Origin of the sequence: Bacillus sp. PDNC022, from assembly GCF_016919285.1 — a bacterium.
Classification (GTDB): domain Bacteria; phylum Bacillota; class Bacilli; order Bacillales; family Bacillaceae; genus Bacillus; species Bacillus safensis.
Genome location: NZ_CP070345.1, coordinates 3,627,434 through 3,651,935 on the forward strand (window position 1 = coordinate 3,627,434; position 24,502 = coordinate 3,651,935).

Genomic DNA, 24,502 nt, shown 5'->3' on the forward strand with positions numbered 1-24,502 from the left:
CACAGAGTCAGGCTTTTTTCTGAAAAAGGAGCGGAGTATCAATGGGAAATGAATTAGATGAAAAGCTGGAAGGCTTGCTTGATAAATATACAGAGCTGCTGCTCGGTGAATCAACAGACGAGCTGAAACAAGATGTGAAACAGTGGGTGATCTACTCTCATATTGCAAAAAGCATGCCGCCGCTAGCAAAGCATTTCAATGAAACGTATCCAGAAGCAAAAGAAGAAATCAAACACACGATTCAACGGATCAAACAGTTGAACGAGGCTCATCGCGCCAATAAAGACCGTTAAAAAACTGCCAGCAGCGTGTAGACAAACCCTCGCATTCTTTGTCAGTCCTGTGCGCTGGTGCTCACGAATGTTCAATTCGCTCCGCAAAAGTAGCTGTCCTTCCTAGGGCTGCAAAGGTTTTCTATCACGCTGAAAAGAAGACAAAGGGCTAAAATAAAAATCATTTTAGCCCTTTATCAACAATTGACTGCCAGCTCCAACTGGCAGTTTTTTTCTTATGACATTTGTGATGAACCGTACGGGGATTGATCTGTCAGTGTTTGCTGGAATTTCTGATGTGCCTGCTGGAGCTTTTGCTGATCAGCGGCTTCAACAGAATACCAGCCATATCGGAACATGACATCATATAAATGTCTTTGTGTTTTCTGTGTTTCGAGCGCAATTCGCTGAATATCCTGATAAAGAGATTCATGACTGAATTCATTGAGCGCTGTGTTGTATCCACTTGTCATATATTTTTCAGTCGACAAGAGATCTGTGACGAAATCACGATCGTTCATGTTTGTTGTTGTGGGAACCGGAGTTTGTGGATTCCCGATTTTTTGTTGATTTTGCTGTTCCATGTTTTTTCCTCCTATTGCATAAAGCCAGTAGACTGGCCTTGCCCTGAGCTGCCTAAATGCTGAAGAATTTGTGTGTAATGCTGATGATGCATTTGGCCAACTTGATTTAATTCCTGTTTCAATGTTTGGTCTTGGCAATGCTCGGCCATAAAATGAGCCTTTTTCATGGCGATCAAGTTCCAGTTGAGCATATCCTCTAAGTATAAGGAATCTTTCACTGAAATGACTTCTGGGGGCATATTCATTTGCTGATTGTTCAACATGTGTTCCTCCTTACGATTTTGTTTCCTTACTGATGCTTTTTATATTGCTGATTTTGACTGGTTTTTTTCCCGCCAAGGTCTGCTTCCTGTGATGGACCTGCGTTTCCTTTTACACTTGCAGCACTTACGCCTGCTTTCGATGGGTTTTTCTTCAAACGAGACATGTGGACATCACCTCCATTCTTACAATTCCCTCTCATCTTTAATTCATACGCCGCAAACGGAGGCACTTGAGAATGTGTAAATTTTTGAAATCTGCTATTGAACTGTTTCGGAAAATCTTTTAAGATAAAGAAAGAGGCATTGCTTTTTTTTGGACAAAAAATGAATGACTGTTCATTCAAAATGTTTAGGGGGATATTTATGGGCAAACATATTCGCAAGGCGGCTGTCATTGGTTCAGGTGTCATGGGCTCAGGCATTGCTGCGCATCTAGCCAATATTGGGATACCAGTTACACTGCTAGATATTGTGCCAAATGAACTGACAAAGGAAGAAATGGCGAAAAAGCGGACGCTTGATCACCCTAGTGTTCGGAATAGATTAAGTCAAGAAGCGATGAAAAAATTGTTAAAGCAAAAGCCAGCACCTCTTACTTCAGCAAAAAACCTATCATACATCACACCGGGAAATCTCACAGACCACCTTTCCTTATTACACGATGCTGACTGGATCATTGAAGTCGTCACTGAAAAGCTCAGCATCAAAAAGCACGTATTCTCTCTCATCGACGAACACCGCAAAGAAGGTAGCATCGTATCAAGCAATACATCCGGTATTTCAGTTGAAAAAATGGCAGAAGGCCGATCAGATGATTTTAAACGCCATTTTTTAGGCACACATTTTTTTAACCCAGCTCGTTATTTAAAGCTCTTAGAAATCATTCCTATTCAAGAAACCGATCCAGAAGTACTTTCATTTATGAAAACATTTGGCGAGGATGTACTCGGCAAAGGTGTGGTTGAAGCAAAGGACACACCGAACTTTATCGCAAACCGCATTGGCACTTATGGACTTCTTGTCACAGTGCGTGAAATGCTTGAGAACAAATACACCATCGGAGAAGTGGATTCGGTCACAGGACCCCTCATTGGAAGACCGAAAAGTGCGACCTTCCGTACACTGGATGTAGTGGGACTCGACACGTTTTCTCATGTGGCACGAAACGTATATGAACAGGTGGAAGGAAAGGAAAAAGAGATTTTTCAGCTGCCTGAGTTTATTGAAAGCATGCTCGAAAAAGGATGGATTGGCAGCAAGGCAGGCCAAGGTTTTTATCAAAAAAATGGGAAGGTCATTTTAGAGCTTGACCCAGTCACGCTCACATATGGAGAACGCACAAAGCTGAAAGATCCAGGCATTGAAATGGCGAAGCAGCAAAAGGGTGCAAAAGCAAAGTTGAAAGCGCTTATTTATCAGGATGGCCGTGCAGGGCAACTACTTTGGAATATGACAGCGCCCGTACTTCTTTATTCAGCTCATCTAACAGGTGAAATTGCGGATGATATTCAGTCTATCGATAACGCAATGAAATGGGGATTTGGCTGGCAGCATGGCCCATTTGAGCTGTGGGATGCAATTGGTGTCAAAAAAGCCGCCGAGCGCATGGAAGCAGAAGGTCACAGCATCCCAGCGTGGGTGCAAGACATGCTGTCAAAAGGACACGACACATTCTATCAAGAGAATGCTGATGGAGACCGTGCGTTTTATCATAATGGCGCTTATGAACAGGAAAAATGGAACGACAAACATATATCTTTAGCTAGATTGAAAAAGAAACACGACGTTATCTTCAAAAATTCTGGTGCGAGCCTGATCGATATTGGTGATGATGTCGCCTTGCTCGAATTTCACTCTAAAAGCAATGCCATTGGACTAGATGTCATTGATATGATCAATCGCGCTGTTGATGAAACGGAAAAGAATTATAAAGGGCTTGTCATCGGAAACCAAGGGAAGAACTTCTGTGTTGGTGCTAACCTTGCTCTGATTTTAATGGAAGCACAGGACGATAATTTCTTTGAAATTGACTTTGTGATCAGGCGCTTCCAGCAGGCAATGATGAAGGTGAAATATAGCGAGCGCCCAGTCGTAGCTGCACCGTTTGGGATGACATTAGGAGGCGGAACAGAAGTTTGTCTGCCGGCAGCAGCTATTCAGGCGTCCAGCGAAACTTACATGGGACTTGTGGAAGCGGGAGTTGGGCTGATTCCAGGAGGCGGCGGAAACAAAGAGTTATATCTTCGTCACCTGCAAGGATCAGCGAAGCCGTCGCAGACGGCTATACAGGATGCCACGCTGAAAACATTTGAAACAATTGCAATGGCAAAAGTATCGACTTCAGCTGAGGATGCGCGGGATATGAACATGCTCCGCATGAGTGACCGGATCAGTATGAACGGAGATCACTTGATCTATGATGCAAAACAACTGGTGCTCTCTCTAGATGAAGCCGGTTATCGAGCGCCGCTCAAGCAAAAGGTGCCGGTCATGGGAGAAACAGGCTATGCAGCGATGATTTTGGCTGCTGAAAATATGAGACTGTCAGGATACATTTCAGAGCATGACATGACCATTGTAAAAAAATTAGCTCATGTCATTTCCGGCGGGAAACTGCCATTTGGAACAGAGGTAGAGGAGCAATACTTATTAGAGCTTGAAAGAGAAGCCTTTTTAAGTCTTGTAGGAGAAGTGAAATCACAGGCACGTATGCAGCACATGCTCGTCAAAGGAAAACCTTTACGTAACTAAGGGGGAGTCAAAATGAGAGAAGCAGTCATTGTCGCTGGCGCAAGAACACCAGTAGGGAAGGCGAAAAAAGGATCATTAAAACATGTCCGTCCTGATGATATGGGCGCATTATGTGTAAAAGAAACGTTAAAGCGTGCCGGTGAATACGACGGTCAGATAGATGACTTGATCATTGGCTGTGCAACACCAGAAGCAGAGCAGGGGTTAAATGTGGCGCGGAATATTGGGGCATTAGCGGGACTGCCTTATACGGTACCTGCCATCACCATAAACCGTTACTGCTCGTCTGGTCTTCAATCTATCGCTTATGCGGGTGAACGTATTATGCTCGGGCAGGCAGACACGATTTTAGCCGGAGGAGTCGAATCGATGTCGCAGGTGCCGATGATGGGTCATTCCATTCGTCCAAATGCTCTCTTGGCAGAGCAAGCACCTGAATACTACATGAGCATGGGGCACACGGCAGAGCAAGTGGCGCAAAAGTATCAGGTCACACGTCAAGATCAGGACGCCTTTGCGGTGAGGAGTCATCAAAAGGCAGCAAAGGCACTTCAAGAAGGGAAATTTTCAGATGAAATTGTGCCTGTTGATGTAACAGAGCGACGGGTAGGTGAGCAATATCAATTAGAAGAGCATCAATTCACGTTCTCACAGGATGAAGGTGTGAGAGCAGGCACAACGGAGGAGATTCTGTCTACTTTGCGTCCAGCCTTTTCGACAAAAGGCACGGTGACCGCAGGGAACTCGTCTCAAACAAGTGACGGGGCTGCGTGTGTGATGATGATGGACCGCGAGAAAGCATCCTCACTTTCTCTTCAGCCGCTCGCTAAGTTCAGAGCATTTGCTGTCGGTGGTGTACCGCCTGAGGTGATGGGGATCGGGCCGGTTGAAGCCATTCCGCGTGCGCTGAAAATCGCTGGACTAGAGCTAAAGGATATTGGACTGTTTGAATTAAACGAAGCGTTTGCTTCTCAGGCAATTCAAGTCATTCGCCATTTAGGGATTGATGAAGAAAAGGTGAATGTCAACGGCGGGGCGATTGCGCTCGGACATCCGCTCGGCTGTACAGGTACGAAACTCACGCTGTCACTTATTCATGAAATGAAACGACGAAACGAGCAATTTGGCATTGTCACAATGTGTATCGGCGGAGGCATGGGAGCAGCAGGAATTTTTGAATTGATTTAAAGGGGGAAATCAGGATGAAAGCATTGGAAGATGTAAAAAAGGGTGGAAGCTTTTTAATTGATGAGACGAATTATGAGCATATCTTTACACCGGAGGATTTCTCTGATGAACATCAAATGATTGGAAAGACAACAGAGGATTATATTTTACAAGATGTGGTTCCACATATAGATCAAATTGAAAACCATGAGTTCGAGCATTCGGTGAGGCTACTCAAAAAGGCTGGTGAGCTTGGACTTTTAGGAGCCGATGTGCCTGAAGAATTCGGCGGGCTTGGATTAGATAAAATCAGTTCAGCTATCATTACTGAAAAATTCGCTAGAGCAGGAAGCTTCTCACTTTCCTATGGCGCTCATGTCGGTATTGGTTCTCTGCCGATCGTACTCTTCGGAAATCAAGCGCAAAAGGAAACGTACCTGCCTGGACTCGCCTCTGGGGAAACCATTGCGGCGTACGCACTCACTGAGCCGGGATCAGGCTCTGACGCTCTTGGAGCAAAAACAACGGCAGTTCTGAATGAAGCAGGTACCCATTATGTCCTCAATGGAGAAAAGCAGTGGATCACAAACTCTGCATTTGCCGATGTCTTTGTTGTGTATGCGAAGATTGATGGGGAACACTTCTCTGCTTTTATCGTCGAAAAGGATTTTCCAGGTGTCAAAACGGGACCTGAAGAGAAAAAGATGGGTATTAAAGGATCATCGACAAGAACATTAATTCTTGAAGATGCCCAAGTACCGAAGGAGAATTTGCTCGGTGAAGCAGGCAGAGGACATGTGATTGCCTTTAACATTTTGAATATTGGGCGCTATAAGCTGGCAGTTGGCACAATCGGTGCATCAAAACGCGTCATTCAATTGTCGGCAGAATATGCGAACCAGCGTAAGCAATTCAAAACACCAATTTCTCAATTCAGCTTAATTGGTGAAAAAGCAGCCAATATGTCAGCAAAGCTCTATGCAATGGAAAGTGCAGTTTACCGCACGGTTGGATTATTTGAACAGCGGATGGGTCTCTTAAGTGATGAAGAGCAAAAAGACGGCAAACAAATTGCTCAATCCATTGCGGAATATGCGATTGAATGTTCTCTCTGTAAAGTGCTTGGCTCTGAAACGTTAGATTATGTTGTGGATGAAGGCGTGCAGATTCACGGCGGATATGGATTCATGCAAGAATACGAGGTCGAAAGAGCCTATCGTGACTCACGAATTAACCGGATTTTTGAAGGGACAAACGAAATCAACCGTTTACTTGTACCAGGTACATTCTTGAAAAAAGCGATGAAAGGAGAGCTCCCGCTGCTTCAAAAGGCGCAAACCTTACAGGAAGAGCTGATGATGATGATGCCGGAAGAGCCAGGCGATCAGCCGCTCGATCAAGAAAAATATTTGCTCTCTCATGGGAAAAAGATCGCCTTAATGGTGGCTGGTATGGCAGCAATGAAATACGGGAAAGCCTTAGACAAAGAGCAAGAAATTCTTGTGAACATAGCCGATATCGTCAATGAAATTTTTGCTGCTGAATCAGCGATTCTGCGCACAGAAAAGGCAATCGCTGCAACAGGGGAAGAAAAGAATGCTCAAAAGCTTGCTTACACTCAAATTTTCACGCAGGAAGCTTTCTTAAAGATTGAAGCCCATGCAAAAGAATCTTTGATTGCGATGGAGGAAGGGGATTCACTCCGCATGAGCCTGTCAGCCCTTCGCAAGTTGACGCGATTTACTCCGATCAATGTCATCGCCAAAAAGCGCGAAGTGGCGAAACGAATCTTTGAAGCAGAGAAATATATCGTATAAGGACGGCTTAAAAGGTGCGGATATCACTCCGCACCTTTTTGTAAGCATACATTTAGGTTTTTAAAATATTTTGTGATAAAATGTTGTCACTATTTGCAGGAGGTGAAAATGGTGGCTTTAGATTTTTATGAATACCCATCTTGTGGTACATGCCGAAAAGCAAAAAAATGGCTGGAAGCACACAATAAAGACATCAACAGCATACATATCGTCGAAGAGACGCCTGATAAAGAAACATTAAAAGCCCTTTACGAAAAAAGCGGTTTAGAGCTGAAGAAATTCTTTAATACAAGCGGACAAAAATACCGGGAGCTGCAGCTGAAAGATCAACTTCCTGCAATGTCAGAGGACGAGCAGCTAGAATTACTCGCGTCTAACGGAATGCTGATTAAGCGCCCGATTACAACAGACGGAAAACGAGTGACGGTTGGATTTAATGAAGATACATTTAAAAGCGTCTGGAAATGATGTAACTTTCATTCAGATTGTGGTATCTTCAATATAGATTGTAAGAAAAGACTGGAGGGGTATTGAATGAGCACACCAAAAGATTTACGTTATTCAGAAGAACATGAATGGGTCAAAGTAGAAGGAGATAAGGTGCGTATCGGTATTACGCATTTTGCTCAATCTGAGCTGGGCGATATCGTGTTCGTTGAGCTTCCTGAAGTAGGAGACAAAATCACAGCGGACGAGCCTTTCGGAAGTGTAGAATCAGTGAAAACTGTTTCTGAACTTTATGCACCGATCAATGGCACAATCGTTGAAGTGAACGATGAGCTGGATGACAGCCCAGAATTCGTCAACGACTCTCCATACGAAAAAGCATGGATGATCGTTGTAGAACCAGCTGATGCATCTGAAATCGAGAACTTAATGACGGCTGAGCAATATGAAGAAATGACAAAAGAAGACTAATTCATGTGGAATTGGACACTCTACCTTTATGGGGGGTGTCCAATTTGTCTTTTCAAAAAGAACACGTGGATATAACAGAGCATGTCACTGGACGATTTAAAGAAAGCGGCATGGTGCTTTATCATCAAAATGAAGAGATTGGCACGATGATTAGTGAAAACCAATATGAGCTTAAATCGGGATATTCTTATGATCAAAACCGTTTTTATCGACTAACGGATACATTGACCCACGGGACAGAAAAATATGTTGACTGTGACGATGAAAATGGCTGGTGCTAATCACAGATGAGACTGCAGTGAACAGAAGCTGCAGTCTTTTTGATGACGAGGCGCTCAATCTTTACAACCTGAATGAAAGATTGTAATCTAAGGAAGAAGTGAATCAACGTCAAAAGGGCCGGGTGATCGTGATGAATGTCGAGATAGAAAAGGTCATCATTGTAGAAGGTAAAACAGACAAACAAAAGCTAAAAGAAGTCATAAGTGAACCTGTTACCATCATTTGCACCAATGGCACGATCAGTACATCGAAGCTGGATCAGCTTGTAGACGATTTATTGGGGAAAGACGTTTACATATTAGCAGACAGTGACGATGCAGGCGACAAACTGCGGAAGCAATTTCGAAAAGAATTCCCTGAAGCACTTCATCTTTTTGTCGACAGAACGTACCGCGAAGTGGCCGCTTCACCGTCAGCCCACATTGCATCTATCCTATTAGCTGCAAACATTGATGTTCATTCGAAATATTTATGAGGGTGGACGTATATGAAAGAGATTGAAGAACACGAATTCAAAGAGATAGAGGACGATTTATTTCTTTTATACTTATATACACCGTTTTGCGGAACATGCCAGCTGGCAAAGAAAATGCTGGCAGTCGTAGACGCCATGCAGCCGGATGTACCATTTTACGAAAATAATTTAAACTACTCACCAAGCTTTGCGAAAGAGTTTGAGATCGAGAGTGTTCCTTGCTTTCTACTGTTTAAAAAAGGTAAATTGGTGCAAAAAGGCTATGCATTTCACTCAGTTCCATATCTTCATGAAATGATTGAAACCGCTAAATAAAGCGGTTTTTTGTCATATTTCAAGAAATTCATTTGAAAATTTGTCGAGTTATTTATAAAGGACAAGCCGATGTTTGTAGAGAAATGTTATGTATAACCAAATGACAGGGAGGTTATACATGTGGAAAAAGTGAAAGCCCATGGTAACACAGGGCAGCGTTTATTATTAAAGCCGCTGCTCTCATCATCATCCTTGAAGATTACATTTGAGGCGGAAACTGACTCTTGTACATTGATTGTGGATGAACGTGGTGAAGTGAAGAAACTACCTGCAATTGAGTTATCGGATCTCATCTTTTATGGTGAGAGGAAAGAAATTCTTCAATTATTAGATGGAGATATGTCCTTACAGCAGTTAATCAGCAGGGGACAAGTCAAAGTCAAAGGGTCATTCCGGGCGCTCCTTAGACTAGAGGCAGTGCTTTGGCTGACGAACGGTTTTTTTCGAAAAATGATAACGTAGTTGTTTACTTGGAAATTAGCGATTTACAGCGTTGACATATCTCGGGTAGCATGATATTCTACGTTAGTAAAAACATGAACATCACATAAAACAACATATTTTCTCTTATTAAGAGAGGTGGAGGGACGTGCCCTATGAAACCCGGCAACCGTCAGCATAGCTGAAATTGGTGCCAATTCACTCAAAGCCGCAGCGCTTTGAAAGATGAGAGAAAGGCGTAATTGACATAAAAGGCCTTTCTGCTTGCGTTGCAGTTAGGTCTTTTTTACTGACCTGGCGACAGGCTAGAGTCATGACAGAAAGAAGAATAAATAACGTATGTGATGGCAACCTATAGATTCAGCAAGAAAGCAGGTGATCAGACTGTGATTCATTTACAGAATGTATCAAAAACGTACTATTCAAAAAGCGGAAATGTTGATGCCGTAAAAGACGTCAACTTGGATATTGATAAAGGTGAAATATTCGGAATTATCGGGTATAGCGGTGCAGGAAAAAGCTCACTTATTCGCCTATTAAACGGTCTGGAGCTGCCAACAGAAGGAATTGTTGAAGTGGCAGGCAACCGAATCAATGAAGTATCGAATGCGAAACTTCGGAAAGCAAGACAAGAAATCAGCATGATCTTCCAGCACTTTAACTTGCTTTGGTCAAGAACGGTGAGACAAAATATTATGTTCCCGCTTGAGATCGCAGGTGTACCGACATCGAAACGGAGAGAGCGTGCGAATGAACTGATTAAATTGGTCGGTTTAGAAGGAAAAGAAAATGCATATCCGTCTCAGCTAAGCGGCGGGCAAAAACAGCGTGTCGGTATTGCGAGAGCATTAGCGAATGATCCAAAGGTTCTTCTATGTGATGAAGCGACATCTGCGTTAGATCCGCAAACGACCGATTCTATCCTTGAGCTTTTGGCGGATATCAATAAACGACTAGGGCTCACGATTGTGCTGATTACACACGAAATGCACGTCATTCGCAAAATTTGTCATCGCGTCGCGGTCATGGAAAATGGACGTATTGTCGAAGAAGGCGAAGTATTGCGCGTCTTCAGACAGCCGAAGGAAGAAATGACGAAGCGATTTGTGAAACAGCTTGCTGAACCTGAGGAAGCGAAAGAAACAATTGAGCATGTCCTTGAGCGAGTAAAAGAAGGTCAGGTCGTACGGTTGTCCTTTATCGGAGATTCTGCCGAGCAGCCGCTGATCACTGAAATCATTCGATCCTTCAACGTCGATGTGAACATCCTTCAAGGGAAGATTTCTCAAACGCAGGAAGGCGCGTTTGGAACACTCTTTATCCACATTAATGGAGAAGAGACCGAGGTAGAAAAAGCCATCGCCTATATCCAAAGCAAACAGGTTGAAATCGAGGTGATGACACATGTTTGAGAAATGGTTTCCGAACGTTGATTTAGACGTCATCTGGAGTGCAACAGGTGAAACAGTGTATATGACACTCATTTCATTGGCATTTGCCTTTGCAATCGGGATTATCCTAGGACTCCTGCTCTTCCTTACAGGAAAAGGCGGTCTTTGGGAAAATAAACCGATTAATGCTGTCATCGGCGCTGTCGTCAACATTTTCAGATCGATTCCTTTTATCATTTTAATTATTCTTTTATTAGGGTTCACGAAATTCTTAATGCATACGATTCTTGGCCCAAATGCAGCACTCCCTGCCCTTGTCATAGGATCAGCTCCATTCTACGCACGTCTAGTCGAAATTGCACTGCGTGAGGTAGACAAAGGAGTCATTGAAGCAGCACGATCAATGGGAGCAAAAACGTCGACAATCATTTTCAAAGTATTGCTGCCAGAATCATTGCCGGCCCTTATTTCAGGTATTACCGTAACAGCGATTGCTCTGATTGGCTCTACTGCTATTGCAGGTGCAATTGGAGCAGGCGGACTTGGTGACCTCGCCTATGTGGAAGGGTACCAATCTGGTAATACTGATGTCACACTTGTAGCTACTGTGTTTATTCTCATCATCGTCTTTATTATTCAAATAATCGGTGATTTGATTACAAATAAAATTGATAAACGTTAAGGGAGGATTTATTCATGAAGAAATTGATTTTAAGTGCACTATTTCTAGCATTTGCAGGTATTTTAGCTGCATGCGGTTCATCTAATAACGCAAGTGAAAGCAAAACCATTACGGTTGCCGCTTCAAAAACGCCGCATGCCGAAATTCTTGAAGAAGCAAAACCACTTCTAAAAGAAAAAGGCTACGATTTAAAAGTGAAAGTGCTTAGCGATTATAAAATGTACAACAAAGCGTTAGCTGAAAAAGAAGTGGATGCGAACTTTTTCCAACATATCCCTTACTTAAACGAAGAAAATAAATCAAACAAAGATTATAACCTAGTGAGTGCTGGTGCGGTTCACCTTGAGCCTTTCGGTATCTACTCTAAGAAATACAAATCAGTAAAAGATATTCCAAACGGCGGCACAATCATCATGACAAACAACGTAGCTGAGCAAGGCCGTATGCTTGCCCTGCTGCAAAATGCTGGTGTCATCAAGCTTGATCCAAAGGTTGATACAATCAACGCAACAGTAAAGAACATTAAAGAAAACCCAAAGAACCTAAAATTCAAAAAAATCGCGCCTGAATTAACTGCGAAAGCTTATGAAAACAGTGAAGGCGATGCTGTATTTATCAACGTAAACTATGCGATCCAAAACAAATTGAATCCGAAAAAAGATTCAATCGAACTTGAGCAAACAAAGAACAACCCATATGCAAACATCGTTGCGGTTCGCAAAGGTGACGAAAAATCAGATAAGATCAAGGCACTAATGGAAGTTCTTCACTCTGATAAAATCAAAGAATTCATCGACAAAAAATATGACGGTGCAGTATTGCCTGTATCTGAATAACAACATTTCAACCTCGCTTCTATCAAAGCGAGGTTTTTTGTGTATTTTTTCAAATCTCGCTCATAATAAAAACGTACAAATGACCTGAAGGGATGGAATGAAGATGAATGAACAGCATATGAGCGGATCCATGCAGCAATCACTGACTGATTATAAAACCGCAATGGGTGAATTCCAGAAGAAAATGCCGGTGTTTGGAAAGAAATTTAATGAATTTACGGAGCAGTGCTTCCAAAGCGATTCATTAACGCAAAAGGAAAAACAAATGATTGCCCTCGGCATCAGTATTCATGCACAAGATGAATACTGCATGATTTATCATACAAAGGGAGCACTAGATCAAGGGGCGACAGAAGAGAATTTGCTGGAGGTTGTCAGCGTGGCGGCAGCTTTTGGCGGCGGGGCAGCACTAAGCCAAGGAATCACTGTCGTTCAGCAATGTATTGATGAATTTGGAGGACAGACGCATTAAGGGAAGCAAAACACGGTATTTTTCCATCTCAGGGAGTTGAGTGCTTCTCATCCGATTGTGTGAGAAAATATGCCAGCATAAGGTGTCATATCCCTTTTGAGTGAAGCCGCATACGTTTGCTACAATAAAGCTACACTCAAGGAAGGGAATGGTTTATTATTTGTTCGGACCATAGTACACTGGGATTGGATTATACCGCCGAGATGGAAAAGGCCATGCATCAAGCTCATGGCATGAGCTATGCAGAGTACGAAAGAGACCATGACTTACGGATGAAAGTGGAATATAAACGAGAGCAGTCCTACCGAGATGAGAAAAGACAGCTCGCAAAAATGAATATACGAGGCTATTAATAGCTGAGGGGCGGGGAGAACAGTTTCCCGCCCTTTCTTTATGAAAACAGTCTTTTCGACATAAATCCTTTTATCTACCTGCTTTTTTTGTTAGAATTTTGAGAGCATCCTCTCACGCTTATCGTGAATGTGTTGTATTCAGTTTTAATTTGTTATAAAATTAGAATGAGAATAAATTGAGAATAATGATTATTTTGGAGGTATCGATATATGACTGCTTCGACATTAACAATTAAGGACTTGCACGTTGAGATTGAAGGGAAAGAAATCTTAAAGGGTGTAAACCTCGAGATAAAAGGTGGAGAATTCCACGCAGTAATGGGACCAAACGGAACAGGTAAATCTACTTTATCTGCTGCAATTATGGGTCACCCAAAATATGAAGTAACACAAGGCAGCATCTTGCTTGATGGCGAAGATGTCCTTGAAATGGAAGTAGATGAGCGCGCTCAAGCTGGTCTTTTCCTTGCGATGCAATACCCATCTGAAATCAGCGGTGTCACAAATGCTGACTTCCTTCGTTCTGCTATTAACGCACGCAGAGAAGAAGGCGATGAAATCTCTCTTATGAAATTCATCCGCAAAATGGACGAAAACATGGAGTTCCTTGAAATGGACCCAGATATGGCACAGCGCTACCTAAACGAAGGTTTCTCAGGCGGGGAGAAAAAACGCAACGAAATTCTTCAATTAATGATGATTGAGCCAAAGATCGCCATCCTTGACGAAATCGATTCTGGTCTTGATATCGATGCCTTGAAAGTTGTTTCTAAAGGAATTAACAAAATGCGCGGCGAAAGCTTCGGCTGCTTAATGATCACTCACTATCAGCGCCTGCTGAACTACATCACACCAGATCACGTTCATGTCATGATGCAAGGTCGTATTGTGAAATCTGGCGGACCAGAACTCGCGCAGCGTCTAGAAGCAGAAGGCTATGACTGGATTAAAAAAGAGTTAGGAATTGAAGACGAAACTGTTGGTCAAGAAGCGTAAGCGTTAGGAGGATTATTGATGACATTAGAAACGAAATTATCAGTAGATCAAGATTATGTCAAAAGCTTCTCCGAGAAGCATCAGGAACCGGCATGGATGAGCTCCCTTCGCTTACAGGCTCTTGAAAAAGCAGAAGACCTCCCAATGCCAAAGCCTGACAAAACGAATATTTCAAAATGGAATTTAACGAATTTCAAACAGCATACAGTCGAAAGTGCACCATTTGGATCATTAGAAGAGCTTCCAGAAGAAGTGAAATCACTTATTGATTTAGAGGACACAGATAAGACAGTTTACATTCAGCGTGATCAAACGCCGGCCTATTTGTCTCTTTCAGCTGAAGCGAAAGACAAAGGTGTGATCTTCACTGATCTTCATACAGCGATTCGTGAGCATGGAGATTTAGTGAAACAATACTTCATGACAGATGCAGTGAAAGTGGATGAGCATAAACTAACAGCTTTACACGCTGCTTTAGTGAATGGCGGAGCTTTCCTCTATGTTCCGAAAAACGTTGAGCTTGAAGCACCAATTCAAGCTGTTTATCTTCATGAAAATGACGAAACGACATTGTTCAACCATGTCATCGTCGTAGCAGACGATCATAGTGCTGTGACATATGTAGAAAACTACATAAGTACAGCAAAACCGGAAGAAGCGATCTTCAATATCGTTTCTGAAGTGTTCACAGGTGCAAACGCCCGCGTCACATACGGTGCTGTAGATAACCTTGCAGAAGGAGTCACAGTATATGTAAACAGACGCGGTATGGCTAATGGCCGTGACAGTAAAATCGAATGGGCGCTTGGTCTGATGAATGATGGAGACGTCGTATCTGAAAACATCACAAAACTGATGGGTGACGGTACATTCGGTGATACGAAATCAGTTGTTGTCGGCCGAGGAAACCAAACTGAAAACTTCACAACAAGCATCATTCACTTCGGTAAAAACTCTGAAGGGTATATCTTGAAGCATGGTGTGATGAAGGATCAAGCATCCTCTATCTTTAACGGAATTGGCAAAATCGAGCATGGCGCAACGAAGTCAAATGCAGAGCAGGAATCACGTGTCCTCATGCTTAGTGAGAAAGCACGCGGTGACGCAAACCCAATTCTTTTAATTGATGAAGATGATGTGACAGCAGGGCATGCTGCTTCTGTTGGACGTGTCGATCCAATTCAACTGTATTACCTCATGAGCCGTGGGATTTCCAAAGAAGATGCAGAAAGACTTGTGATTTATGGCTTCTTAAATCCAGTCGTCAAAGAACTGCCGATTGAAGGAGTTAAAAAGCAGCTCGTTTCTGTGATTGAAAGGAAAGTAAAATAATGAATATCAAAGACGTTCGTGAGCAATTTCCAATCCTTCATCAGCAAGTGAACGGACATGATTTGGTGTATTTGGACAGTGCAGCGACTTCTCAAAAACCAAGAGTGGTCATTGATGCAATGAATGAGTATTACCGGTCTTACAACTCGAACGTTCACAGGGGTGTTCATACCCTTGGCACAAGAGCAACGGACGCATACGAGGGTGCGAGAGAGAAAGTTCGTGCATTCATCCGTGCTTCATCTGTCCAGGAGATTATTTTTACTAGAGGTACAACAACTGCACTAAATACAGTGGCGATCAGCTATGCTAGAGCCAACCTCAAAGAAGGCGATGAGATTGTCATTACGCATATGGAGCATCATGCGAATATCATCCCTTGGCAGCAAGCAGCAAAAGCAACTGGCGCCACATTGAAATACATTCCGTTACAGGAAGACGGCACGCTATCGCTTGAAGATGTGAAGCAAACGATCACACATCAAACGAAAATCGTCGCTGTCACACATGTTTCAAACGTATTAGGAACCATCAACCCAATTAAAGAAATCGCCAAAATTGCCCACGATCATGGGGCAATCATTGTCGTCGACGGTGCACAAAGCACCCCGCACATGCAAATTGATGTTCAGGATCTAGATTGTGACTTTTTCGCATTCTCTGGGCATAAAATGTGTGGACCGACTGGCATCGGTGTGCTTTACGGGAAGAAGGACCTTTTGAATAATATGGAGCCTGCTGAGTTTGGCGGTGAAATGATCGACTTTGTGGATCTGTATGATTCTACTTGGAAAGAGCTTCCGTGGAAATTTGAAGCGGGGACACCGATTATTGCCGGAGCAGTTGGACTCGGAAAAGCGATTGATTTCTTAAATGACATTGGTATGGAGGAAGTCAGCCGTTACGAGCATCAGCTTGCCACTTACGCGCTTGAGCGCTTTAAGGAGCTTGATGGTGCGACTGTTTATGGACCGCAGCACCGAGCTGGGCTTGTGACATTTAACTTAGACGACGTCCATCCGCATGATGCGTCTACTGTTCTGGATACGGAAGGTGTCGCCATTCGTGCTGGACACCACTGTGCACAGCCGCTCATGAAATGGCTTGGTGTATCAGCGACTGCAAGAGCAAGCTTTTATCTGTATAATACAGAAGAAGAGATTGACCAACTTATTGCAGCGCTCCGTAAGACAAAGGAGTATTTTACGAATGTCTTTTAATGTAAACTTAGACACACTGTACAGACAAGTGATTATGGATCATTATAAAAATCCGAGAAACAAAGGTGTGTTAAACGACAGCATTGTCGTCGATATGAACAACCCAACGTGTGGTGACCGCATTCGTCTCACGATGAAAATAGAAGACGAAAAAGTCATCGATGCGAAATTTGAAGGAGAAGGATGCTCGATTTCGATGGCATCTGCCTCTATGATGACGCAGGCGATTAAAGGGAAAGATATTGAAACAGCTTTGAAAATGTCTCAGATTTTCTCCGATATGATGCTAGGAAAAGAATACGACGATTCCATTGATCTTGGTGACATTGAGGCGCTGCAGGGAGTCGCAAAATTCCCAGCGCGCATCAAATGTGCAACATTATCCTGGAAGGCGCTTGAAAAAGGCGCATCTGCCGAAGATAACGGCAAATCATAAGATTGGAGTGAAAATGGATGGCTAAAAAAATGCCAGATGTTGGTGAATATAAATACGGCTTTTCTGATAAAGACGTTTCCATTTTCCGTTCAGAGCGCGGACTGACAAAAGAGATCGTTGAAGAAATTTCTCGTATGAAAGAAGAGCCTCAGTGGATGCTCGACTTCCGCTTGAAATCTCTTGAGCACTTTTACAACATGCCGATGCCACAATGGGGCGGAGATTTAAATGCATTAAACTTTGATGAAATTACGTACTACGTAAAGCCATCAGAGCGCTCTGAGCGTTCTTGGGATGAAGTACCAGAAGAAATCAAACAAACCTTTGATAAGCTTGGAATCCCAGAAGCAGAGCAAAAATATTTAGCTGGTGTATCTGCTCAGTATGAATCTGAAGTTGTGTATCACAACATGAAGCAAGACCTTGAAGATCTAGGAATTGTGTTTAAAGATACAGACAGCGCATTAAAAGAGAACGAAGACATCTTCCGTGAGCACTGGGCAAAAGTCATTCCTCCGACTGACAACAAATTTGCTGCGCTTAACTCGGCTGTATGGTCTGGTGGTTCATTTATCTACGTACCAAAAGGCGTAAAAGTAGATACTCCACTTCAAGCATACTTCCGTATCAACTCTGAAAACATGGGTCAGTTCGAACGTACACTGATCATCGTTGACGAAGGCGCACATGTGCATTACGTAGAAGGCTGTACAGCTCCAGTTTACACAACAAACTCACTTCACAGTGCGGTAGTTGAAATCATCGTTAAAAAAGGCGGCTACTGCCGTTATACAACGATTCAAAACTGGGCAAACAACGTCTTCAACCTTGTGACGAAACGTACAGTATGTGAAGAAAATGCAACTATGGAATGGATTGATGGAAACATCGGTTCTAAACTGACAATGAAATACCCAGCGGTCATTCTAAAAGGTGAAGGCGCTCGTGGTATGACATTAAGTATTGCCCTAGCAGGTAAAGGTCAGCACCAAGATGCAGGTGCGAAAATGATTCACCTTGCACCAAACACATCTTCAACGATCGTATCGAAATCGATTTCGAAACAAGGCGGTAAAGTAACATACCGCGGAATCGTTCACTTCGGACGCAAAGCAGAGGGTGCACGCTCAAACATCGAGTGTGATACACTCATCATGGATAACAAATCAACATCTGATACGATCCCTTACAATGAAATCTTAAACGACAACATTTCATTAGAGCACGAAGCAAAGGTATCAAAAGTATCAGAAGAACAGCTATTCTACTTGATGAGCCGCGGAATTTCTGAAGAAGAAGCAACAGAAATGATCGTCATGGGCTTCATCGAGCCATTCACAAAAGAACTGCCAATGGAATACGCCGTTGAAATGAACCGCTTGATTAAGTTTGAAATGGAAGGTTCTATTGGTTAATAAAAAACATTGATACACAACGCTTTTTGAAGGCATTTATTTTCGAGTGATACCACTTGTTAATTAAGCCTTCATGGCGTTGTGTTTTTTTATGTAAATGTGGAGAAGTATACAGTGTTCATCCTCAACAAATGGCTCTTATTCACATTTCTGATGAAACGACAGATGTAATTAGTTCGTGAAGTCAGAGCCATCCCTCCAATATCATCATTAAAGCCATCATATTTTTCTGTGGAATTAAATTTATTTCTAAATGAACATAAATAGTTGCCACATTCAAATTAGTACTGTATAGTTCTAATTATGACAAAGGTAAAATTAATGAATCAAAAACGTGTACTTGAAGTAGCTGCAACTTTATTTTTAGAAAAAGGGTTTGCTTATACGAGTATGGACGAATTAGTTCGTGTTAGCAAAGTATCAAAGTCTAATGTGTATTATCACTTTTCTAATAAGGAAGAATTATTAGAAGGGGTCGTTGATTATTGGATTGACATGTATCAAGCTTCAATAGACGACGTAATGTCTCAGACCCAATTTTCAGTTGAAGATCGTATCCAAATGTTTTTAAAGCAATTATCACAAGGAGTTCAGTCGAGAGAGTATAAGGGAGGCTGTCCATTTATTACTCTTTATATTCAAAGTCCTGCACAGGCCACGCAAATAAAAGAAAAAATAGGTCTATTTTTTACAGGATTACAAAAGAAAGTTTCTCTATTACTGAAACAAGGGGTAGAGAATGGGGAATTCAGGGATACGATTCAGATTGATGAGGTGGCATCACTTTTTATTACAAATCTTGAAGGGGCGTTATTTATTTCAGAAACATTGAAGGATTCCACTGTCATCACAAAAACAGCAGATCATTTATTTAACTTGCTTCGATAAAAGAAGCATTTTTTTTACATCAAATTAGTACTGAATGGTACTAAAAAGGAGATTTTATATGAAAACAGTATTTTTAACAGGTGGAACAGGCTTTATTGGAAAGCAATTAGTGGAAGAATTAGCTAAAGAGGATGTGAACATTCTTCTTTTAGTGAGGTCGAAAAGTAAAGCGACACGCATTTTTCAAGAAAGAGGTATTTTAAAAGAGTCAGTGATGCACTTTGTTGAAGGTGATTTGACGAAAATAGATTTAGGTCTAAGTCCTGAAGATAAAGAGAGGGTATTGAAGACGGATGTGATGATTCACGCAGGAGGCCCTATGGATATTCAAGCGACAAGTAATGAGGCAGCTTCCGTCTTTTTAAATGGTGCCAAACATATTGGTGAATTAGCTAAAAGTATTCATCAATTGAAGGGCTTGCAGCAATTTATTCATGTTGTCGGTTATATGAGTCCCTTTGATGATGAAAATAGCAAGATAGAAATTGATGTGTTTAAAGAAGGAGATGATTACCTGAAAATAAAAAATTCTTATGAGAGAACAAAATTTTTAGCAGATCTTTATATCCGTCAACAGGCATCAGCAGTAGGTTATCCGCTTTCTGTCATTAATCCGCCAACTATAGTCGGCAGTAGTAAAACAGGGAGTACAGAGCAGATAGCAGGATTAGGTTTGCTTGTGACGAGTATACGAAGAGGGCTCATGCCGGTGATTCCTGGAGGTAAGGGATATAGGCTGCCACTGATTTCAAACGATGAGTTTGCAAAATTTATTGTGCAGGTTCTCAGGATCGAACAGCCGGCTATTCAAACATATACACTTGTTGAAGACAAACAGCACGATCAGAACATTGCTGAATTATTAAGTGTGATGTCGGAAAGTATGAATATGAGAGCACCAAAAATCTCTGTCCCAATGCCGTTTATGAAAGCAATGATGAAAAGTGGAGTAAGTAAAATAACAAACATTCCTTCTGATGGACTCAATTTTATGACAAAACGAACATTTTCAAATGCTTCAGTGAAAAACATGATGGGGGAAGATTGGTTTAAGAAGACGAGTGTCATGAACTTTTTCCCTGCTGTAGTAGCTGATCTGGATTATCGCATGATGGATCAACATGGTGAGCATTATCATGTATTTGAGCGAACATTATGCGATAACAACACCCTTTACCAATTACAAGGAGAAGGGAAACCGTTTATTTTATTACATGGTTTATTGAGTGATGGAGAGGATTTATTTCCTTTAGCACAAGAGCTTCATGAAAAAACGGGTCAGCCTATATGGATCTTGGACCTTCCAGGTTTGGGACGTTCTCCATTTAAACGAGGGAAACACCTTCTAGATATCTATTTGAATGTAGTCAAAAAGGTATTGGAGAAAGCGGCTAATGGTGCACATCTAATCGGCCATTCATTCGGTGCGTTTATTCTACTGGAAGCGCTAGGACAAGGGTACATAGATAAGAAGTATTCAATCACTTTACTTCAGCCGCCAGTTGCTAAAAAAAATGCTAAATCGCTAAATGTTCCTCAATGGATGAACAAATGGTCTTTAAAATTATCAACTCCTAAAATGATAGAGCGTTATTTATTAAGTAAGGGTTTGTTTGAAAGGGCGGAGAGCATCCCTGAACATTATATTGAAAAAATCAGAAACAGCTTTACGTCTCCTAGAATTTTAAATACGACGGTTCAGCTTAATCATTTACTACTGAACACCGATCAAGGTGAATTCAATGAATTAACAAAGGATAATCCTCATATGATCTGGGGGGAGTATGACAAAGGCTATTCTGCTCCATCGCATCTTGGTAAAATTGATTTTGTTCCATATGGTCATCATTTTCCTCTTAGCCATCCGAGTGAAACGGCAGCTTTGGTTATAAAAAATAGTCTTACTAGCAGTTGAGAATGTGGGATAAATAAAGTATGTCGTAATTGAAATGAAATCGCATCCGCCGATGCACATCAACTGAAAGTTTTTATAGCACCCTAAAACGAAAAAGGTGATTTTTATTAAAAAAAGCACGATTTTTCGTTTTGGGTCTTTTTGATTAAATAGAGGTTAACTAGGTGAATAAAACTCTTCTAAGGTTTTCGTCATATCATCAGATGCAGATTGTAAAATAGCATCTTCTTCTAAAATCGCTGTTCCTTGTGCTCGGACAATATGAAATTGATGAAACCCCATCAAGTTTTGAAATATTTCTTTTAGGTATTGATGTGAAAATTCCAGAGGTGTATATCGATCGTTATTTGTGAAAATTGAGCCGCTTGCTTGAAGTAAAAGTACACGATAATCGTCAGTCATCAGACCAACTGAACCATCTTCTGTATATTTAAACGTTTCTCTCGCAATAAAGATATTATCTATATAATCTTTCATTCGTGAAGTCACATTGAAATTATGAACAGGTGACACGATCACAATTCGATGATGTGCTTTGAATTGGGCCAATAAAGCAGATGAAGCAGCGGCGATTTTTTCTTCGGCAGCCGTTAATGTTTGTTCGGATGCTTGCTTATCCCAAATACGTAGCAGCTGGTCTTTTTCGATACGAGGAATTTCAGTTTCATGTAAATGTAAAATGGTTGGTTCTTCATGAGGGAATCTTTCTTTAAACTGTTTTAAAAATAGTGTTTGCAGTTTGTTTGAATAACTTTCTTGTTGAGTAAAATCTGGGTGTGCGTTAATGATTAATGTTTGCATATACATGCTCCTTTTCTTTTGATAAGCTGAGTATAAATGATAAAGGTGACAAAAGAAGTCACCTTTTTAAGAGGGAAAACAAATGAAAAAATCAGAACGATTAAACCAAGAACTTATTTTTTTAAGCGATAAACACTCTTTTCAGTTAAAGGACTTACAATCCGAATTTGGCATTTCTAAAAGGACGGCTTTAAGAGATATAGAAGAGCTAGAGTCAATGGGCTTAGCTTTTTACGTTGAAAATGGCAGACATGGAGGATATCGACTGGTGAATCAATCTCCATTGGTTCCTATTTATTTCAATATAGAAGAAGTCCAAGCTATTTTTTTCGCTCTTAAAGCTCTAGATCTAGTGTCAGCCACACCATTTAAAAAGTCCTACTCACAAATTCGGCAAAAGCTGTTTGCCACAATGTCTGATGAGAGAAAACAAACGATTACGGAGACTTTGGAAGTGATTCATTACTATAATGTCGCACCAGTTAGTGAACAAAATCATTTGGAATTGATTTTACAGGCGATGATGGAAGATCAAATCGTGAAGATGACGTACACTCAATATGAAAATAAAAGGATCAGGCTGCAATTTCTTGAGTTATTTTATCGAAATGGGATTTGGTTCACCAAAGCATATGATGTTCAAAATAAAAAGTGGGGCATCTATAGATGTGACTTTATGAAGGACTTGATCATTGAAGAAGAAGGCAGAGGCACCTATACGAAGGAAGAATTAAAAGCAATGCAACTCGAGTACGAAAAAACTTATCATGATATCTCATTTAAATGTCGATTAACGGAACAAGGAAAAGAAAAGTTTTTGAAGCATCATTACCCAAATATGAGATTGGAGATCATTGATCAGATTCCTTATATTATGGGTGGATACAACCAAGAAGAATTATCGTATATGACTCACTATTTGATGTCATTTGGGAAACATGTGACAATTGAATACCCAGAGGAATTGAAAGAAAGTTATTTGAATCAATTACGAGAAGTGATTGACAAGTATTGAATCAAAAAAAATTAATATACTACAGAAAAGGCGAACCACTAAAGTTCGCCTTTTTCTCACTCACTCTATTTAACTACTATGATGTCAGTTACTTCGCCACATCCATTGTGTTTGTTTTCGATTTATCATCGACCTTTCCATACGTCAGCTGCCGCCAAATAAATTCCATCGGTCCATACTTAAACCGCTTTAACCAAAACGTACTGAAAAGCACAAGGAAGACATACACGCCAATAGCCATGAAAAACGTACCAGCCGGCTGGAGATGATCGACAAGCCCCGCTCCATACTTTAGAAATAGCAGAGTTCCAATGATCGAGTGTAGCAAATAACAGGTCAGGGACATCCGTCCGACTTTTGTAAAGACCATTAAAGCACCTCGCAGCTGAGGAACGTGCAGAAAAAGCATCGCAAGTGTACTCATATAAAACATACTGCCAGTTAATCCCCCGTTTTGTTCCAGAGCAGTGGCAATGTTCATCCAGAGTGTATTTTCAAAAGGATTGACCGCTGCTATGATCGTACTGCCTTGGGTAATGAGAAAAGCGATGGCAAAAATGATCCAAATGCGATTCCAAATCGCTTTTTTCGCCTCCATGTTTTTGAAAAACTCCATTTTTACAAAATACACACCAAGTAAAAACATGAAGAACATGGAATAGACAGTAGAAAAAGAGCCGGAAGCCATTGTCACCATATCTGTCCACCGATCACCAATAGATGCTAAATAAGTCAGACTGTTGTGGCTGATTAATTCAAAATCAGCAAAGTCCGGCTTGCCTGATGATCCTGAACTGACGGTATTGAGCAGCATCGTGAAAAAAGGCGTGAGCAATTGAATCACAAAGAGTGTGATGAGCCAGTATAGGATGGTTTTGGCTGTGCGTTTGTAAAAGAAAAGCAGTAAAAAGCCAGCGACTGCATAATAGGCCAAAATATCACCAATCCAAACAAAAGTTAAATGCAGAAGGCCAAATCCTAAGAGAATGGTTAATCTGCGGGCAAACAGCTTGTTCGGACTGTCCACCTTCTGAGCAGCTCGATCCATAAAAATCATAAACCCAACGCCGAATAGGAAGGAGAACAACGTAATGAATTTCCCTGAGGCGAACCAATTCACCAAGTTGTGAAAGACATCATTTGCTCCCATATCAAACCCCTTCGCCGAATCCACAATCAAAAAGTAATTAACCAGAATAATTCCCATTAAAGCGAAACCCCTTACGATGTCTAAGAAATGAACCCGATCTTTCAAACTCATCGCGTGTGCTACTTTGTTTGCATTCATATCCATGCTCCTTTTCTTGTTATGATAAATGTCATTCGGATCATTCCATCGATCCTTACAATGAATCAATATACGTCCCAATTCTTAACAATTTATGAAGATCTAATTCTTTGAAAATAAATGTGACAAATTGATGGAGAACGGTCAATTTCATAAACTGTTAAGATTTATGCTGTA

28 protein-coding genes and 1 riboswitch are annotated in these 24,502 nt (G+C 41.4%); of the genes, 23 read left to right on the plus strand and 5 right to left on the minus strand.

Features of this window, described 5'->3' with window-relative positions:
- Window positions 1–41 precede the first annotated feature (41 nt).
- On the plus strand, window positions 42–293 hold the full coding sequence (locus JVX94_RS18425) for a YusU family protein (RefSeq protein ID WP_024423411.1): 252 nt from the start codon (window positions 42–44) through the stop codon (window positions 291–293).
- Between the two features lie 215 nt (window positions 294–508).
- Here JVX94_RS18425 and JVX94_RS18430 read toward each other — a convergent pair whose 3' ends face one another.
- From JVX94_RS18430 to JVX94_RS18440, 3 genes are read right to left on the minus strand one after another with little or no spacing between them, the layout of a single operon-like run.
- The gene (locus tag JVX94_RS18430; protein ID WP_024423410.1) at window positions 509–856 is read right to left on the minus strand and encodes a spore coat protein; all 348 of its coding nucleotides are present in this window, start codon (window positions 854–856) and stop codon (window positions 509–511) included.
- 11 nt (window positions 857–867) lie between these two features.
- On the minus strand, window positions 868–1,119 hold the full coding sequence (locus JVX94_RS18435) for a hypothetical protein (RefSeq protein WP_048237393.1): 252 nt from the start codon (window positions 1,117–1,119) through the stop codon (window positions 868–870).
- 26 nt (window positions 1,120–1,145) lie between these two features.
- Window positions 1,146–1,283 carry a YuzL family protein gene (locus tag JVX94_RS18440; protein ID WP_111292652.1) on the minus strand — a complete coding sequence of 46 codons (138 nt, stop codon included), beginning with the start codon at window positions 1,281–1,283 and terminating at the stop codon, window positions 1,146–1,148.
- 199 nt (window positions 1,284–1,482) lie between these two features.
- Between JVX94_RS18440 and JVX94_RS18445 the strand changes: the two genes are divergently transcribed.
- From JVX94_RS18445 to JVX94_RS18545, 21 genes are all read left to right on the plus strand, one after another.
- Window positions 1,483–3,870 carry a 3-hydroxyacyl-CoA dehydrogenase/enoyl-CoA hydratase family protein gene (locus JVX94_RS18445; protein ID WP_205184073.1) on the plus strand — a complete coding sequence of 796 codons (2,388 nt, stop codon included), beginning with the start codon at window positions 1,483–1,485 and terminating at the stop codon, window positions 3,868–3,870.
- 12 nt (window positions 3,871–3,882) lie between these two features.
- A complete protein-coding gene (locus tag JVX94_RS18450) occupies window positions 3,883–5,058 on the plus strand; it encodes an acetyl-CoA C-acetyltransferase (protein WP_024426007.1) in 1,176 nt (391 codons plus the stop codon).
- Window positions 5,059–5,072: 14 nt separating this feature from the next.
- Window positions 5,073–6,854: an acyl-CoA dehydrogenase FadE gene (locus JVX94_RS18455; RefSeq protein ID WP_144472183.1), complete on the plus strand. Its 1,782-nt coding sequence runs from the start codon at window positions 5,073–5,075 to the stop codon at window positions 6,852–6,854.
- Between the two features lie 111 nt (window positions 6,855–6,965).
- Window positions 6,966–7,322, plus strand: a complete 357-nt coding sequence (locus JVX94_RS18460; protein ID WP_024423406.1) for an arsenate reductase family protein — start codon at window positions 6,966–6,968, stop codon at window positions 7,320–7,322.
- Between the two features lie 66 nt (window positions 7,323–7,388).
- On the plus strand, window positions 7,389–7,772 hold the full coding sequence (gcvH, locus tag JVX94_RS18465) for a glycine cleavage system protein GcvH (RefSeq protein ID WP_008347039.1): 384 nt from the start codon (window positions 7,389–7,391) through the stop codon (window positions 7,770–7,772).
- Between the two features lie 44 nt (window positions 7,773–7,816).
- Window positions 7,817–8,053 carry a YusG family protein gene (locus JVX94_RS18470; RefSeq protein WP_048237389.1) on the plus strand — a complete coding sequence of 79 codons (237 nt, stop codon included), beginning with the start codon at window positions 7,817–7,819 and terminating at the stop codon, window positions 8,051–8,053.
- A gap of 131 nt (window positions 8,054–8,184) precedes the next feature.
- Entirely contained in the window at window positions 8,185–8,529 is a 345-nt protein-coding gene (locus JVX94_RS18475; protein WP_034281437.1) for a ribonuclease M5, read from the plus strand.
- Window positions 8,530–8,541: 12 nt separating this feature from the next.
- Window positions 8,542–8,844: a thioredoxin family protein gene (locus tag JVX94_RS18480; protein WP_111292656.1), complete on the plus strand. Its 303-nt coding sequence runs from the start codon at window positions 8,542–8,544 to the stop codon at window positions 8,842–8,844.
- Window positions 8,845–8,964: 120 nt separating this feature from the next.
- Window positions 8,965–9,306, plus strand: coding sequence for an SCP2 sterol-binding domain-containing protein (locus JVX94_RS18485; protein ID WP_095409521.1), 342 nt, complete (start codon window positions 8,965–8,967; stop codon window positions 9,304–9,306).
- 102 nt (window positions 9,307–9,408) lie between these two features.
- Window positions 9,409–9,517: riboswitch (SAM riboswitch) on the plus strand.
- A 154-nt stretch (window positions 9,518–9,671) separates the two neighbouring features.
- Window positions 9,672–10,697: a methionine ABC transporter ATP-binding protein gene (locus JVX94_RS18490; protein WP_095410052.1), complete on the plus strand. Its 1,026-nt coding sequence runs from the start codon at window positions 9,672–9,674 to the stop codon at window positions 10,695–10,697.
- The gene (locus JVX94_RS18495; protein WP_024423401.1) at window positions 10,690–11,358 is read left to right on the plus strand and encodes a methionine ABC transporter permease; all 669 of its coding nucleotides are present in this window, start codon (window positions 10,690–10,692) and stop codon (window positions 11,356–11,358) included. Before JVX94_RS18490 ends, JVX94_RS18495 begins: the two co-directional genes overlap by 8 nt.
- A gap of 14 nt (window positions 11,359–11,372) precedes the next feature.
- Window positions 11,373–12,194 (plus strand): methionine ABC transporter substrate-binding lipoprotein MetQ, encoded by an 822-nt coding sequence (metQ, locus tag JVX94_RS18500; RefSeq protein WP_024423400.1) that lies wholly within the window; start codon window positions 11,373–11,375, stop codon window positions 12,192–12,194.
- 103 nt (window positions 12,195–12,297) lie between these two features.
- Window positions 12,298–12,666: a carboxymuconolactone decarboxylase family protein gene (locus JVX94_RS18505; protein ID WP_003212803.1), complete on the plus strand. Its 369-nt coding sequence runs from the start codon at window positions 12,298–12,300 to the stop codon at window positions 12,664–12,666.
- A 215-nt stretch (window positions 12,667–12,881) separates the two neighbouring features.
- Window positions 12,882–13,019 carry a YuzK family famiily protein gene (locus JVX94_RS18510; protein ID WP_162838476.1) on the plus strand — a complete coding sequence of 46 codons (138 nt, stop codon included), beginning with the start codon at window positions 12,882–12,884 and terminating at the stop codon, window positions 13,017–13,019.
- 210 nt (window positions 13,020–13,229) lie between these two features.
- Window positions 13,230–14,015, plus strand: a complete 786-nt coding sequence (gene sufC, locus JVX94_RS18515; RefSeq protein WP_034280842.1) for a Fe-S cluster assembly ATPase SufC — start codon at window positions 13,230–13,232, stop codon at window positions 14,013–14,015.
- Window positions 14,016–14,033: 18 nt separating this feature from the next.
- Window positions 14,034–15,347, plus strand: a complete 1,314-nt coding sequence (sufD, locus tag JVX94_RS18520) for a Fe-S cluster assembly protein SufD (RefSeq protein WP_034280840.1) — start codon at window positions 14,034–14,036, stop codon at window positions 15,345–15,347.
- On the plus strand, window positions 15,347–16,567 hold the full coding sequence (locus JVX94_RS18525) for a cysteine desulfurase (protein WP_169055662.1): 1,221 nt from the start codon (window positions 15,347–15,349) through the stop codon (window positions 16,565–16,567). The genes sufD and JVX94_RS18525 overlap by 1 nt, the downstream gene beginning before the upstream one ends.
- The gene (gene sufU / locus JVX94_RS18530) at window positions 16,557–17,003 is read left to right on the plus strand and encodes a Fe-S cluster assembly sulfur transfer protein SufU (RefSeq protein WP_008347017.1); all 447 of its coding nucleotides are present in this window, start codon (window positions 16,557–16,559) and stop codon (window positions 17,001–17,003) included. The genes JVX94_RS18525 and sufU overlap by 11 nt, the downstream gene beginning before the upstream one ends.
- Window positions 17,004–17,020: 17 nt before the next feature.
- A complete protein-coding gene (gene sufB, locus JVX94_RS18535) occupies window positions 17,021–18,418 on the plus strand; it encodes a Fe-S cluster assembly protein SufB (protein ID WP_007500362.1) in 1,398 nt (465 codons plus the stop codon).
- Window positions 18,419–18,739: 321 nt separating this feature from the next.
- Window positions 18,740–19,306, plus strand: a complete 567-nt coding sequence (locus tag JVX94_RS18540; RefSeq protein WP_205184075.1) for a TetR/AcrR family transcriptional regulator — start codon at window positions 18,740–18,742, stop codon at window positions 19,304–19,306.
- A gap of 58 nt (window positions 19,307–19,364) precedes the next feature.
- Complete coding sequence (locus JVX94_RS18545; protein WP_205184077.1) at window positions 19,365–21,221, plus strand: alpha/beta fold hydrolase; 1,857 nt, start codon at window positions 19,365–19,367, stop codon at window positions 21,219–21,221.
- 156 nt (window positions 21,222–21,377) lie between these two features.
- Here the strand turns inward: JVX94_RS18545 and JVX94_RS18550 are convergent, their stop codons facing one another.
- Complete coding sequence (locus tag JVX94_RS18550) at window positions 21,378–22,022, minus strand: FMN-dependent NADH-azoreductase (protein WP_205184078.1); 645 nt, start codon at window positions 22,020–22,022, stop codon at window positions 21,378–21,380.
- Between the two features lie 82 nt (window positions 22,023–22,104).
- On the opposite strand from JVX94_RS18550, the gene JVX94_RS18555 reads away from it, so the two are divergent.
- On the plus strand, window positions 22,105–23,037 hold the full coding sequence (locus JVX94_RS18555) for a helix-turn-helix transcriptional regulator (RefSeq protein WP_205184080.1): 933 nt from the start codon (window positions 22,105–22,107) through the stop codon (window positions 23,035–23,037).
- A gap of 88 nt (window positions 23,038–23,125) precedes the next feature.
- Here the strand turns inward: JVX94_RS18555 and JVX94_RS18560 are convergent, their stop codons facing one another.
- Window positions 23,126–24,325, minus strand: coding sequence for a DUF418 domain-containing protein (locus JVX94_RS18560; RefSeq protein WP_111292968.1), 1,200 nt, complete (start codon window positions 24,323–24,325; stop codon window positions 23,126–23,128).
- Window positions 24,326–24,502 lie beyond the last annotated feature (177 nt).

Excerpts from the sequence above, each read along its gene's own strand:
- JVX94_RS18425 (WP_024423411.1), top strand. The coding sequence starts at position 42 with ATGGGAAATGAATTAGATGAAAAGCTGGAAGGCTTGCTTGATAAATAT.
- JVX94_RS18430 (WP_024423410.1), bottom strand. The coding sequence starts at position 856 with ATGGAACAGCAAAATCAACAAAAAATCGGGAATCCACAAACTCCGGTT.
- JVX94_RS18435 (WP_048237393.1), bottom strand. The coding sequence starts at position 1,119 with ATGTTGAACAATCAGCAAATGAATATGCCCCCAGAAGTCATTTCAGTG.
- JVX94_RS18440 (WP_111292652.1), bottom strand. The coding sequence starts at position 1,283 with ATGTCTCGTTTGAAGAAAAACCCATCGAAAGCAGGCGTAAGTGCTGCA.
- JVX94_RS18445 (WP_205184073.1), top strand. The coding sequence starts at position 1,483 with ATGGGCAAACATATTCGCAAGGCGGCTGTCATTGGTTCAGGTGTCATG.
- JVX94_RS18450 (WP_024426007.1), top strand. The coding sequence starts at position 3,883 with ATGAGAGAAGCAGTCATTGTCGCTGGCGCAAGAACACCAGTAGGGAAG.
- JVX94_RS18455 (WP_144472183.1), top strand. The coding sequence starts at position 5,073 with ATGAAAGCATTGGAAGATGTAAAAAAGGGTGGAAGCTTTTTAATTGAT.
- gcvH (WP_008347039.1), top strand. The coding sequence starts at position 7,389 with ATGAGCACACCAAAAGATTTACGTTATTCAGAAGAACATGAATGGGTC.
- JVX94_RS18475 (WP_034281437.1), top strand. The coding sequence starts at position 8,185 with ATGAATGTCGAGATAGAAAAGGTCATCATTGTAGAAGGTAAAACAGAC.
- JVX94_RS18480 (WP_111292656.1), top strand. The coding sequence starts at position 8,542 with ATGAAAGAGATTGAAGAACACGAATTCAAAGAGATAGAGGACGATTTA.
- JVX94_RS18495 (WP_024423401.1), top strand. The coding sequence starts at position 10,690 with ATGTTTGAGAAATGGTTTCCGAACGTTGATTTAGACGTCATCTGGAGT.
- metQ (WP_024423400.1), top strand. The coding sequence starts at position 11,373 with ATGAAGAAATTGATTTTAAGTGCACTATTTCTAGCATTTGCAGGTATT.
- JVX94_RS18505 (WP_003212803.1), top strand. The coding sequence starts at position 12,298 with ATGAATGAACAGCATATGAGCGGATCCATGCAGCAATCACTGACTGAT.
- JVX94_RS18510 (WP_162838476.1), top strand. The coding sequence starts at position 12,882 with ATGCATCAAGCTCATGGCATGAGCTATGCAGAGTACGAAAGAGACCAT.
- sufC (WP_034280842.1), top strand. The coding sequence starts at position 13,230 with ATGACTGCTTCGACATTAACAATTAAGGACTTGCACGTTGAGATTGAA.
- sufD (WP_034280840.1), top strand. The coding sequence starts at position 14,034 with ATGACATTAGAAACGAAATTATCAGTAGATCAAGATTATGTCAAAAGC.
- JVX94_RS18525 (WP_169055662.1), top strand. The coding sequence starts at position 15,347 with ATGAATATCAAAGACGTTCGTGAGCAATTTCCAATCCTTCATCAGCAA.
- sufU (WP_008347017.1), top strand. The coding sequence starts at position 16,557 with ATGTCTTTTAATGTAAACTTAGACACACTGTACAGACAAGTGATTATG.
- sufB (WP_007500362.1), top strand. The coding sequence starts at position 17,021 with ATGGCTAAAAAAATGCCAGATGTTGGTGAATATAAATACGGCTTTTCT.
- JVX94_RS18540 (WP_205184075.1), top strand. The coding sequence starts at position 18,740 with ATGAATCAAAAACGTGTACTTGAAGTAGCTGCAACTTTATTTTTAGAA.
- JVX94_RS18545 (WP_205184077.1), top strand. The coding sequence starts at position 19,365 with ATGAAAACAGTATTTTTAACAGGTGGAACAGGCTTTATTGGAAAGCAA.
- JVX94_RS18550 (WP_205184078.1), bottom strand. The coding sequence starts at position 22,022 with ATGCAAACATTAATCATTAACGCACACCCAGATTTTACTCAACAAGAA.
- JVX94_RS18555 (WP_205184080.1), top strand. The coding sequence starts at position 22,105 with ATGAAAAAATCAGAACGATTAAACCAAGAACTTATTTTTTTAAGCGAT.
- JVX94_RS18560 (WP_111292968.1), bottom strand. The coding sequence starts at position 24,325 with ATGAATGCAAACAAAGTAGCACACGCGATGAGTTTGAAAGATCGGGTT.